At 49.3% G+C, this 12,131-nt stretch carries 16 protein-coding genes; 2 read left to right on the top strand and 14 right to left on the bottom strand.

Features of this window, described 5'->3' with window-relative positions; translation table 11 throughout:
* The 9 genes from UF06_RS23805 to fkpA form a co-directional block, all read right to left on the bottom strand.
* Positions 1 to 128 (bottom strand): GTP-binding protein (locus UF06_RS23805; RefSeq protein WP_228842096.1); only part of this gene is annotated, 128 nt, incomplete at its 3' end.
* A gap of 152 nt (positions 129 to 280) precedes the next feature.
* Positions 281 to 2,380 carry an elongation factor G gene (fusA, locus tag UF06_RS06430; protein ID WP_045569710.1) on the bottom strand — a complete coding sequence of 700 codons (2,100 nt, stop codon included), beginning with the start codon at positions 2,378 to 2,380 and terminating at the stop codon, positions 281 to 283.
* A gap of 75 nt (positions 2,381 to 2,455) precedes the next feature.
* On the bottom strand, positions 2,456 to 2,926 hold the full coding sequence (gene rpsG / locus UF06_RS06425; RefSeq protein WP_011079316.1) for a 30S ribosomal protein S7: 471 nt from the start codon (positions 2,924 to 2,926) through the stop codon (positions 2,456 to 2,458).
* Positions 2,927 to 3,038: 112 nt separating this feature from the next.
* A complete protein-coding gene (rpsL, locus tag UF06_RS06420) occupies positions 3,039 to 3,413 on the bottom strand; it encodes a 30S ribosomal protein S12 (RefSeq protein WP_039436813.1) in 375 nt (124 codons plus the stop codon).
* A 175-nt stretch (positions 3,414 to 3,588) separates the two neighbouring features.
* Entirely contained in the window at positions 3,589 to 3,864 is a 276-nt protein-coding gene (tusB, locus tag UF06_RS06415) for a sulfurtransferase complex subunit TusB (RefSeq protein WP_045569709.1), read from the bottom strand.
* A gap of 9 nt (positions 3,865 to 3,873) precedes the next feature.
* Complete coding sequence (gene tusC, locus UF06_RS06410; protein WP_045569708.1) at positions 3,874 to 4,230, bottom strand: sulfurtransferase complex subunit TusC; 357 nt, start codon at positions 4,228 to 4,230, stop codon at positions 3,874 to 3,876.
* Entirely contained in the window at positions 4,227 to 4,622 is a 396-nt protein-coding gene (tusD, locus tag UF06_RS06405) for a sulfurtransferase complex subunit TusD (RefSeq protein ID WP_045569707.1), read from the bottom strand. Before tusD ends, tusC begins: the two co-directional genes overlap by 4 nt.
* Positions 4,619 to 5,341: a transcriptional regulator gene (locus UF06_RS06400; protein ID WP_039431150.1), complete on the bottom strand. Its 723-nt coding sequence runs from the start codon at positions 5,339 to 5,341 to the stop codon at positions 4,619 to 4,621. Before UF06_RS06400 ends, tusD begins: the two co-directional genes overlap by 4 nt.
* A gap of 150 nt (positions 5,342 to 5,491) precedes the next feature.
* Positions 5,492 to 6,274, bottom strand: coding sequence for an FKBP-type peptidyl-prolyl cis-trans isomerase (gene fkpA, locus UF06_RS06395; protein WP_045569706.1), 783 nt, complete (start codon positions 6,272 to 6,274; stop codon positions 5,492 to 5,494).
* A gap of 129 nt (positions 6,275 to 6,403) precedes the next feature.
* On the opposite strand from fkpA, the gene UF06_RS06390 reads away from it, so the two are divergent.
* The gene (locus UF06_RS06390) at positions 6,404 to 7,384 is read left to right on the top strand and encodes a lipoprotein (RefSeq protein ID WP_045569705.1); all 981 of its coding nucleotides are present in this window, start codon (positions 6,404 to 6,406) and stop codon (positions 7,382 to 7,384) included.
* A gap of 1 nt (position 7,385) precedes the next feature.
* Positions 7,386 to 7,613, top strand: coding sequence for a SlyX family protein (locus tag UF06_RS06385; protein WP_045569704.1), 228 nt, complete (start codon positions 7,386 to 7,388; stop codon positions 7,611 to 7,613).
* A gap of 38 nt (positions 7,614 to 7,651) precedes the next feature.
* Here the strand turns inward: UF06_RS06385 and UF06_RS06380 are convergent, their stop codons facing one another.
* The 5 genes from UF06_RS06380 to kefG all read right to left on the bottom strand — a co-directional run bounded on the left by UF06_RS06380 (position 7,652) and on the right by kefG (position 11,997).
* Entirely contained in the window at positions 7,652 to 8,593 is a 942-nt protein-coding gene (locus tag UF06_RS06380; RefSeq protein ID WP_045569703.1) for an isoaspartyl peptidase/L-asparaginase, read from the bottom strand.
* A gap of 134 nt (positions 8,594 to 8,727) precedes the next feature.
* Positions 8,728 to 9,330, bottom strand: a complete 603-nt coding sequence (gene slyD / locus UF06_RS06375) for a peptidylprolyl isomerase (RefSeq protein WP_045569702.1) — start codon at positions 9,328 to 9,330, stop codon at positions 8,728 to 8,730.
* A 93-nt stretch (positions 9,331 to 9,423) separates the two neighbouring features.
* Positions 9,424 to 9,624, bottom strand: coding sequence for a YheV family putative zinc ribbon protein (locus UF06_RS06370; protein ID WP_039439307.1), 201 nt, complete (start codon positions 9,622 to 9,624; stop codon positions 9,424 to 9,426).
* Positions 9,625 to 9,632: 8 nt separating this feature from the next.
* Complete coding sequence (gene kefB, locus UF06_RS06365; RefSeq protein WP_045569701.1) at positions 9,633 to 11,435, bottom strand: glutathione-regulated potassium-efflux system protein KefB; 1,803 nt, start codon at positions 11,433 to 11,435, stop codon at positions 9,633 to 9,635.
* Entirely contained in the window at positions 11,419 to 11,997 is a 579-nt protein-coding gene (gene kefG, locus UF06_RS06360; protein WP_045569700.1) for a glutathione-regulated potassium-efflux system ancillary protein KefG, read from the bottom strand. Before kefG ends, kefB begins: the two co-directional genes overlap by 17 nt.
* Positions 11,998 to 12,131: the final 134 nt, after the last annotated feature.

Below are 12,131 nucleotides of genomic sequence, written 5' to 3'. Positions count from 1 at the left end.
TTACCGCCGTAAACTTTAGCAAGAGTTGTACAGATAGCTGCAGTTAGAGTTGTTTTACCGTGGTCAACGTGGCCGATAGTACCAACGTTTACGTGCGGTTTCGTACGTTCAAATTTTTCTTTAGACACGATCGTGTTCCTTCCTAGTTATGATTCGCCACGATCTCTGTTGATCATGACGCGCCAGAAATTGATATTTTATGCGCCAACGCTCGTCAGCGCAATATTTGGGCGTATTGATCTGTAAAAAAGAGAACACTTTTCCCAGATTTACGTCCTGTTTAGTAACCGCGTTCTGCAATAATTGCTTCGGCAATATTTTTAGGGACTTCAGCATACTCATGGAATTCCATTGAATATGAGGCGCGACCTTGAGTTGCAGAACGTAGGTCGGTTGCATAACCAAACATCTCGGACAGCGGAACCTGGGCGCGAATGATCTTCAGACCCGCAACGCCTTCATCCATACCTTCGATGATGCCACGACGACGGTTAAGGTCGCCGACTACGTCACCCATCCAGTCTTCCGGTGTGGTTATTTCAACTTTCATCATAGGTTCAAGAATAACAGGTTGCGCTTCAAGCGCTCCCTTCTTGAATGCCATTGAACCAGCGATTTTAAACGCCATCTCGCTCGAGTCGACATCGTGGTAAGAACCATCAAACAGTGTAGCTTTAATATCCAAAACTGGGTAACCAGCCAGAACACCACTATTCATCTGTTCTTCGATACCTTTCGCGACCGGAGCGATGTATTCCTTAGGAATGGCACCACCAACCACTTCATCAACGAAGACAAAACCTGCACCAAGTTCGGAAGGTTCAAGTTTGATCCACACATGACCGTATTGACCACGGCCACCAGACTGACGAACAAACTTGCCTTCGACTTCCGCTTTACCACGAATGGTCTCGCGATAAGCAACTTGAGGTTTACCTACGTTGCAATCCACGCTGAACTCACGCTTCATGCGATCAACGATGATGTCTAGGTGCAGCTCACCCATACCTGAGATCAACGTTTGACCTGTTTCTGCATCCGTTTCGACACGGAACGATGGATCTTCTGCCGCCAGTTTACCTAGCGCGATACCCATTTTTTCTTGATCGGCTTTCGAACGTGGTTCTACCGCGATCTGGATGACAGGTTCAGGGAACTCCATACGCTCCAGAATCACTTTGTGGTTAACATCGCAAAGTGTGTCGCCGGTAGTAACATCTTTGAGACCAATCGCGGCGGCAATATCACCCGCGCGAACTTCTTTGATCTCATCACGCTTATTCGCATGCATCTGGACGATACGACCAAAACGCTCTTTCTTCTGCTTAACCGAGTTGTAAACCGCATCACCCGTATTGACTACGCCTGAGTAGACGCGCATAAAGGTCAGCGTACCAACAAACGGGTCAGTCGCAATTTTAAATGCCAGCGCAGAAAACGGTTCGTTGTCGTCAGCATGACGCTCAACTTCATTATCGTTTTCATCCACACCTTTAATGGCTGGTACATCTACTGGTGATGGCAGATATTCAATGACGGCATCCAGCACCGCTTGTACACCTTTGTTTTTAAACGCACTACCACAAGTGGCTAGAACAATTTCGTTATTTAGTGTACGCGAGCGCAGACCTTGCTTGATCTCTGTTTCACTCAGTTCACCTTCTTCAAGGTATTTGTCCATCAACTCTTCGTTGGCTTCAGCTGCGGCTTCAACTAAGTTGTTGCGCCATTCATTTGCTAGCTCAACCATATCCGCCGGGATCTCTTCATAAGTGAAGGTCATGCCCTGATCGGCTTCATTCCAGTTGATGAATTTCATCTTGATTAGGTCGATGACACCTTTAAAGTCCTCTTCCGCACCAACGTTAAGTTGAATCGGAACAGGGTTAGCACCAAGACGAGTTTTAATTTGTTTCACAACGCGTAGAAAATCTGCACCTGTACGGTCCATTTTGTTAACAAATACCATGCGTGGAACATGATATTTATCCGCTTGACGCCATACAGTTTCAGACTGAGGTTCAACACCAGATGCGCCACAGAACACCACCACAGCACCATCGAGTACACGAAGTGAACGCTCTACTTCGATAGTAAAGTCAACGTGTCCAGGGGTATCAATGATGTTTACGCGATGATCTTGGAATTGTGCTTCCATACCACGCCAGAAGGTAGTCGTCGCAGCCGAGGTGATTGTGATACCACGCTCCTGCTCCTGCTCCATCCAGTCCATGGTTGCAGCACCATCGTGAACTTCGCCGATTTTGTGAGAAAGGCCAGTGTAGAACAGAATACGCTCAGTTGTGGTTGTTTTACCTGCATCTACGTGAGCACAGATACCGATGTTACGGTAGCGCTCAATAGGAGTTTTACGAGCCACGATTGTATCCTCTTACTAAGGGAATCCTTAGAGTGTAGAAAAGTGCTGCGAGAGGACCTCGCAGCACAGAAGGCATTACCAGCGGTAATGAGCAAACGCTTTGTTCGCTTCTGCCATACGGTGAACGTCTTCACGTTTCTTAACAGCAGTACCTTTGTTGTCTGACGCATCTAGCATTTCAGCAGCTAGGCGAGCAGCCATAGATTTTTCACCACGCTTACGCGCAGCTTCAACCAACCAACGCATAGCAAGTGCGTTACGGCGAACCGGACGTACTTCTACTGGCACTTGGTAAGTTGAACCACCTACACGGCGAGATTTAACTTCTACCGCTGGGCGAACATTTTCAAGAGCTTCTTCAAATACAGCTAAGTGATCTTTGCCAGATTTCTCAGCCATGGTGTCTAGTGCAGTGTAAACAATTTTCTCTGCAACAGATTTTTTACCGTCAACCATAAGGATGTTAACGAATTTTGCCAGCAGTTCAGATTTGAACTTTGGATCTGGAAGGATCTTACGCTGACCAATAACGCGACGACGTGGCATGGATATTCTCCGTTGTCTTCTTCAGGTTATCCAAAACTTTTCAGTTTCTTCAAAATTAAAAATAATTTTAGTGTTTGGCCTTACTTAACGCTTCTTACTAAAAAGAAGTGCATTAAGACTTAGGACGTTTCACACCGTACTTAGAACGTGCTTGCTTACGGTTGTTCACGCCTGCACAGTCAAGTGCACCACGTACAGTGTGGTAGCGAACACCTGGAAGGTCTTTAACACGGCCACCGCGGATAAGCACAACTGAGTGCTCCTGAAGGTTGTGACCTTCACCGCCGATGTACGATGTTACTTCGAAGCCGTTTGTCAGACGTACACGACAAACTTTACGAAGTGCTGAGTTAGGTTTTTTTGGTGTAGTAGTGTAAACACGAGTACATACACCACGTTTTTGTGGGCACGCTTCTAGTGCTGGCACGTTGCTTTTAACAACTTGCTTAGCACGTGGCTTACGCACCAACTGGTTAATAGTTGCCATTAACTAGCTCCTGATTTACTTAAAGTAAGCTTGTGAAAAATCTAGTCCCCAACCCACATGAGCGAGTTAGGGACGCAAAATTCTATGCAGCAGTGAGAAGTGTGTCAAGGAATATGCGAATCTTTTTTGTCCAACACGTAAGCATATTTGATGACATCCCTTTGAGGATAAGGGCTTAGTTCCAAGTCAGTGAGTTATCATGCTTTGCTGTCAGCGTAACAAAACCGAGATAATCGACCCGTGAAAACGAGGGGCTGACTCGCTCTGCCAGACCTCTGGCCAATAAGTCATTATCAAGAACAAAGACATGAAACGGGCGAATTTGTTGAAAATCTCGATGCTGCGGGTTCGCCGCATAGACCGCGTTTTCAATCAGAATGATCTCATCTTGCTCAGCGACAAGCGAAATAAGCTCGGCAATGGCGGAGACGGATTTGACAATATGCAGCATATTTCTCTCTCAGAAGGTAAGCAGCTTACCGGCTTGTTGAAGTTTGGCTTGCAACTGCAGTTTATCGATTTGATGGGCTTCGATAACCAAATCCGCATGCGCTACCCCTCGCTCTATTAGTGACTGGGTACAAACGTAGACTTGCTCGATGTCATAAAGGTCAAACAGTTTCAACATCGGTGCATAGTCTTTGCTGAGAACACCAGCGGGCTGCTGCCCTTGTAAGAGTTGATAAACCCCATCCCCCATAAAAATCACGCGAATGTCTTCACAGTAGGCAGAGGCGGCGAGAAGTGCATCAATGCCTTCTCGGCCAGAGGCACTGCTATGCGGCGCAGTACGAAATAAATAGGTTAATTGACTCAAAACTGCACCACCCTATCTTGCACTAACATGGCTTCAGCGAGGCTGCCAAGCCCTGCCTGAGTAAAACCCTCAGCTAAATTATGCTGCGTTAAGGCATGCTGCTGGGCCTCTTCTTCTCCGACCACACCACGACGAAGCGCCGCCGCGACACAAGTCTCCAGCCGCACTTTGTGCTGTTTGGCAAGCTTTTGCCATGCTTTGACCAAATCAAATTCGTCATTCGCTGGCACAGTCAAGCCACTGCCATTGCTGACCCCCTCTTGATAGAAAAAAACACTCACTAAGGTGTGGCCTTGCTCAATCAGCGCGTTCGCAAACTGATAGGCACTGCGCGCCGACTGAGTACCATAAACTGGCCCAGTGACTACGAGGGTGTACGTCAATACGCTCACTTCTCATCATCCTCGGTCTTGCGTTGACGAATGTAGAGGTAGACCGTGTGCTTGGAGATATTGAGGCGATCCGCCACGCGATTGATGGCGTCTTTGATATCAAAAATGCCTTTATCAAACAGCTCCATGACGATTTGGCGGTTTTTGGTGTTATTGGAGACCGACTTGTCTGCGTTAATCTCTTCAATGGTCCGTTCTACGGTTTGATCCACCAGCTCTTCCACATCACTGGCAAAGTTGACCGATGACGCGGCTTGCTTGGCTTCTTCGGTTGGCATGAACGATTGCAGTACCTGAGAAAACGGCGCATCAAGGTTGACGTTGATACACAATAGGCCAATAACGCGATTTTCCCCATTGCGAATCGCGATGGTGATCGATTTCATCAGCACGCCGCCTTTGGCACGCGTGAAATAGGAACGGGAAAAATTGCGCTCCGAACCCTCGATGTCCCTTAGCATTTTCAGTGCTAAATCGGTAATGGGTGAACCTACCTGACGCCCGGTATTCTCACCATTAGCAATTTTAATCGCCGACGTGTTGAGATCTTCAAGTGAGTGCAGAACGATCTCACAAAAAGGGCCGATCAAACTGGCGATGCCGTCAACGACCGCCTCATAAGATCGCAAAATGATTTTGTCGTGCTCGGTAAATGGTTTCACGTGAACGGATTCCATCTCGAGCAACATGTCCGCAGTTAATGTTTCTGTAGTTGTCACTGTTGTAGCCTTCGAGCGAAAAATCAACAAATTGCTGTAAGTTTATCAGAAATTTTGAACAGAACACCTAGCAAACTCTCGAACTAGTGACTTAGAACAAAAAAGGGCCCGAAAAAATTCAGGCCCTCGTAGATGATAAACCGCGATAATTTACTGCGCGGCGTCACCATTTTCAATCTTCAGCAGTTCCACTTCAAACACCAGCGTTGAGTTTGCTGGGATGCTTGGTGTGTCTTGCGTGCCGTAAGCCAGTTCAGGCGGGATAACAAACTTGAACTTAGAACCCACAGGCATCAGTTGTACCCCTTCAGTCCAACCTGGGATAACACGGTTCAGCGGGAAGGTGGCTGGCTCACCGCGATCGTAAGAGCTGTCGAACTGCTCGCCGTTGGTGAGTGTGCCTTTGTAGTGCACTTGCACTGTGTCAGTGTCTTTCGGCTTCTCGCCCTCTGCTGGTGTCAGCACTTGGTAAAGTAGGCCAGATTCGGTCTTAACCACGCCTTCTTGTTTCTCAAACTCAGCACGGAACTCGTCACCCGCTTTTTTCGCTGCGTCTGCTTTTTCCGCTGATTTCTTCTGCATGGTCTCTGCAACACGCTTATCGAGCGCTTCTAGCGCAGCACGTGTGTCGGCTTCATTCAGCTCTGGGTTACCCGCAAATACGTGTTCGATCCCTTTAAGAACCAAATCTTTGTTCAGTGTAATGCCAATTTCGCTTGGCTTGTCTAAGCTGGCGCTTAGGTAGTTTGCAAAAGAGACACCAATGGCGTAAGCCGCTTTGTCATCTTCTGAATTAAATTGAACCGCTTTACCAGTTTCAGCCTGCACTTGCTCAACTTTTGGCGCAGCGTCTGGTTTTGCTTCTTCATTCTGACAGCCTACCGCCAGCATAACTGTCGCTGCAAGCAGTGACACTTTTAAAACTGATTTCATTAAACTCTCCAGTTAATGGGTTAAACCATTGGTTATTGTGCACAAATCTCGTAACAGATTGGTGAAGTCCATCGTTATACCAATATACTAGTGATATGTCTTGGGACACAAACCGGAATATTAGATGTGATGCAAAGAATTTTTCATTCCTCGCTACTGTTGATTGTCATCACCGTGTTAAATGGCTGTTTTTTTTCCAAGCAGGACGTACAACGCTGGGAGATAGAACCGCAAGGCGCCACCAGTTTCGCACTAAGCCGTGACGGACGCTTTGCTCTGCTTTATTCAACTTCTCGCCAACTGGTACTTTGGGATCTGGTGGAAAACAAAGAGCTCTCTCAGTTAGGCGCGCAAGACCCACAAGCCAACGTGGTCTCCAATATTCGCATTTCAGACAACGGCCGTTTTGCCATTACCGCAACACAAATGAACTTTGCGGTTTGGGATTTGGGCTGGACTCAGGCCCAAGGTCTTTGGTCTATCTCTGATGGTATTATTCGCGATGCCGATATCAGCAGCAATGGTGAACAAGTGTTGCTTGGTTTGTCTAACGGCAAAGCCATTTACGTCAACTTAGTCAGCGGCAGACGCATGGAGTTCCTCGCCCATCAAGAAAAAGTCAATTCGGTCGCCCTGTCGTCCAATGGCCGCTTTGCTTTGACGGGAGGAAATGACTATAAAGCCTATTTGTGGGACACCGAAACCGGGCTGATTTTGCGTACTTTCGAACATGAAGAGCGGGTCAACCGGGTAGCGTTGCAGCGCGATGGCCAATTAGCCTTTACCTCTGATGGCGGCAATCAGGCGGTGATTTGGGACTTAACCAGTGGTGAACAGGTGACACAGCTTAAAAGCTGGGCGCGGCAACTGATTTTCTCCACGGCGCGTTTTTCCGACGATGGTCGCTGGCTGCTCACAGGTACGCCATCTGGGCAGGTAGCACTGTGGAATACCACCAGCGGCAAGCGGAAGGAAAGTTATGAGGTTGAGCCGCTAAAAGATGCTCGCCCACCGCGCGCGGTAGTGTATGATGCCGCTTTCGATGCTAAGCGCAGAGTAATTACTGCGACATCCGCTGGCATAGCGCAAGCTTGGACACTAGAGAATTAACATGACAGACAAAACCATTGCACAGTTGGAAAATCGGCTTCACGACCTTGAATGCCAGCTTGCTTTTCAGGAACAAACGATTGAAGAGCTCAATGATGCCTTGGCACAACAGCAATTATTGATCGGCAAAATGCAGCATCAGATGAAGTATATGGTTGGCAAGATGAAGAACATGGAGACGTCGAACTTGGCCGATCCCGCTAAAGAGCCACCGCCACCGCACTATTGAGAAAGAGCCTCGCACTTTGCAGGCTCTTGAACTTAAGGTTATTCGTCAGCGTAAATTTTCACACTCAGATTGCCCGCAACGTCTATTGAGGCGCGGTACATGCCCGAACTGTTGATGGCAAAGTGAATCTCACCGTGTGCGTCCAGTGCGATTAACCCACCTTCGCCGCCCATACTTTTCAGCTCGCCTTGGATGATGTGCTCACAGGCAGTATGTACATCTTCATGGAGATAACGCATGCGCGCTGCCACATCTTCGGCCACACGTTTACGAATAAAAAACTCCCCTACTCCCGTGGTTGATACCGCGACGACCCCATTTTCTGCCACCGTGCCACAGCCGATCAGCGCCGAATCACCGACCCGACCATATTTTTTGTTGGTCACTCCTCCGGTACTGGTTGCGGCAGCAAGGTTTCCCTGCGCGTCCAGCGCCACGGCTCCCACGGTGCCATGCTTTTTATCATCCGGATATTTGGCTTCGGAAAGGGCAAACAAGCCTTTTTCGCGCATCGACAGTAGTTGCTCGTAACGGCGATCAGTAAAAAAGTAATCTTGCTCGGTATAAACGTGACCCTGTTCAAAAGCGAATTTCTCCGCGCCCTCACCGATTAGCAGCACATGTGGGCTTTTTCGCAACACGTCACGCGCCAGTTCTATCGGGTTTTTGATGTGACGCACTCCGGCGACCGCGCCAGCTTGCAAATCGCGCCCATGCATCAGCGAGGCGTCCATTTCAACCATCTCGTTGTTAGTCAACACAGAGCCTTTTCCCGCATTGAAATGCGGTGAATCTTCCATCACTTTGACCGCGGCAACCACCGCGTCCAGGGCATCGGCCCCCTCTTGCAACAGTGCGTAGCCTGCCTGCACGGCGCGCTGCAGATCGCTCAAGATCGCCTGCTTCAATTCAGCGCTCATTTGCGTGCGTAAAATGGTGCCAGCGCCACCATGAATGGCGATTGAAATAGGTTTGTTCATGCTCTCAACTCAACAACTAACAAGGGACGGGTTATCTCAGCGCAGAAAAACAAAAAGCGCAAGTTGATTACTCAACTTGCGCTTTATTATCGGTTTAACATCTCAAGGCGAACGCTTGAGGAGGCCCAATGCGGTTAGTGAGAGCCGCAGCTACCGCCACCGCAGCAACCATCTTTTTCACCGTGGTGGTGATGGTCATGGCCTTCGCCGCCACAACAACCGCCCTCATGATCGTGGTCGTGATCATGCTCATGACCACCGCAGCAGCCGCCACCTTGGTGGATATGGCCGTGCTCGATCTCTTCTGCCGTTGCTTCACGCACTGCAATCACTTCAACGTCAAATGTCAGTGTTTGACCCGCTAGCATGTGGTTACCGTCAACCACCACTTCGTCGCCGTCAACTTCAGTTACTTCTACTGGGATTGGACCTTGGTCCGTGTCTGCAAGGAAACGCATGCCGACTTCGATTTGCTCAACACCTTGGAATACTTCTGCTGGAACGCGTTGAACCAGTGCATCACTGTGCTCACCGTATGCGTCTTCTGGTGCGACAGTCACGGTGAATTTATCACCCGCCACTTTACCTTCAAGCTCGTTTTCTAGGCCAGTGATTAGGTTGTTGTGACCGTGCAGGTAATCCAGCGGTGCATCCGTTGTTGAAGAGTCAACCACAATGCCATCTTCCAGTTTTACCTGATACGCAAGGCTAACAACGACGTTCTTTTCAATTTTCATAACTACTCCAGAGAGGTCAATTTGCCTGACGGAAAGATAGGCCAGGACGAAAGATCAATCCCGCTATTATGGGGATCAAATGGAGAAACACAATTATTCCGGCTTAAAAATGCCGATCATTTCCTGATTCGCGTGTTTATTTTTTTCTACAGATTTGGGCATACGCTGCTCTTTAAAATCGCATTCCACACATTCGACCAACTCTATGTTGTTCTCTGTCCACCACATTAAGGTGTCTTGCTGCTGGCAGGACGGGCAACTTGCCCCGGCAATAAAGCGTTTTTTACTTTTCATTTGGTTCACTACTTTTCTTCCCAGAAATTGCGGGATTGGCGATCATTTTCCATCTCCCGGGCAAAAATCTCTTCCAGCTCTTTGCGCGCTTCTTTGGCGCGTTGAGCCAGTTTTTTATCTTCATTGTGCTGCGGCAATAACTCTTTGAGCATCGCGTTATCCAATTTGCGGAAATGCGCCTCGGCGCGTTTGGCTTGATAAGGATGCATCCCCAGTTCAACTAAAGTTTGCCGCCCCAAGTCCAAGGCACCGAGAAACGTTTCCCGCGAATAGGTATGAATGCCATACCCGAGCAGTTGATACGCTTCAACCCGACTACGGGCACGCGCCATTAACTTGAGATTAGGAAAGTGTTGGCGACACAGCTCCACAATATTCATCACTTGATCCGGCGAATCGGTGCAGATCACAAGCGCTTCTGCTTTTTCAGCCCCCGCGGCACGCAGAAGGTCGAGCTGGGTCGCGTCGCCGTAAAACACCTTGTAGCCGTATTTACGTAACAATTTGATCTGGCTGGCATCACTTTCCAGCACGGTGATTTTGATTTTGTTGGCATAGAGAAGGCGGCCAATAATCTGCCCAAAACGGCCAAAGCCCGCAATGATGACACGCGGCTCCGTATCAACCACATCCGGTGAGAGCGCTTCACTTTCCTGATTCAAGGTTCTTGCATACCAGCCATTTTGCAACGAGAGCAAGAGCGGCGTCGTGACCATCGATAAACTCACCACCACCAGCAAAAATGCCACTTCGTTGTCATTGAGCAGCCCCTCTTTGCTGGCAGCGGTAAAAATCACAAACGCAAATTCCCCGCCCTGACTGAGGATCGCTGCCATTTTGCTGCGCGCTTTCGCCCGCATGCCAACTAAACGCCCAAGCAGATAGAGCACAGCGCCTTTCACCGCGACCAATCCGAGCACGGCCAAGAGGATCTCCAGCGGAAACGCCACCAGCAGCCCCAAATTCACCGCCATGCCGACCGCGATAAAAAACAGCCCAAGCAGCAGGCCTTTGAAAGGCTCAATGGCAATTTCCAGCTCATGGCGATACTCACTTTCAGCCAGCAGCACACCGGCTAAAAAGGTGCCCAACGCCATAGAGAGCCCGAGTTGCTGCATCAACACTGCAATCCCCAGTACCACCAACAGTGCGGTGACGGTAAACAGCTCACGCCCTCCCGTCATCACCACATAGCGAAACAGCGGGCGCAGCAAAAAGTGACCGCCAACGAGCAGCGCGCCAGCACCCGCTAAGGTCGCGACGACACTCAACCCATCGCCGCTCATGCCTCCGCCTGAAAGCAAAGGCAACAGCGCCAGCATTGGGATGACTGCAATGTCTTGAAAAAGCAACACCGCGAATCCCGACTGCCCGGTTTCGGTGCGGGCCAAGCCCTGCTCTTCCAGCACTTTTAAGGCAATTGCCGTCGAGGAGAGCGCCAATCCCATGCCAATCACCAACGCCGACGTCCAAGCCAGATCAAACATGCTCACGACGCTGGCGATCACTAAGGTGGTGACGAGCACTTGAGCACCGCCAAGCCCGAGAATCGGCACGCGCATCTGCCACAGTTTTTTCGGATTGAGTTCTAGGCCAATTAAAAATAGTAAGAGCACCACACCCAGCTCTGCAAAGTGTAAAATGGCGTCGACATCGCTGATAACTCCCAGCCCCCAAGGACCAATCGCAACGCCCGCCAGCAAGTAACCGAGCACTGAGCCCAAGCCAAAACGCTGCGCAAGCGGCACAGCCACGACCGCCGCAGAGAGAAAGATCACGCTGGTTTGCAGAAAATCACTGGTCAACGCCATGCACGCCTCCTAACGGATTGAGCAGCCATTGGCGATACTGCTCGGCGTGTTGATAACGCTCGACATCGGACACGTTTCTTGCCCAGTAAAGTACCAGCGGTTCAAGCCAATGCATTTGGCACAGAGCAGCCGTTAGCTCAAATGGCTGTAAGATCTCCTCCAGCGGGTACTTGTTGTACCCCTTGGCACTGAACGCCTCTTTCTTGCCACCTGTGGTAATTACACTGCGCCAATACTTACCTTCAAGGGCATTGCCACTGCCAAAAGCAAACCCTTTGCTCATGACACGGTCAAGCCACTCTTTGAGCAGCGCCGGGCAGGAGTACATATACATAGGGTGGTGAAAGACGATCACCTCATGTTCGCGCAGCTGCTGCTGCTCTTGGCTCACATCAATAAAGAAATCGGGATAAAGGCCGTACAAATCGCGAATGGTCACGTGCGGCAGAGAGGCGATTTTTTTCAACATCACTTGGTTGGCCACCGAGTTGTGTGGCTCAGGATGGGCGTAAAGCACCAGGACTTTTGGCAGACTGGCTGAGGCGATTTTTTTCTCTGACATTCCGCGAACCTTCCCTGGGAGCAAACGGTGGTAGAAAAACAAAGTGTTATCTTGATGTTAATCATCATACTCAAATTTGCATAATGATCGACATTTATCCTCATTCCTCCTACTATTCGCAGCGATAAACGCAC

Origin of the sequence: Vibrio sp. S234-5, assembly GCF_000960595.1 — a bacterium.
In the GTDB taxonomy this organism is placed as follows: Bacteria; Pseudomonadota; Gammaproteobacteria; order Enterobacterales; family Vibrionaceae; genus Vibrio.
The sequence above is the reverse complement of the archived record's forward strand: the minus strand, read 5'-3'. Positions and strand labels throughout refer to the sequence as shown.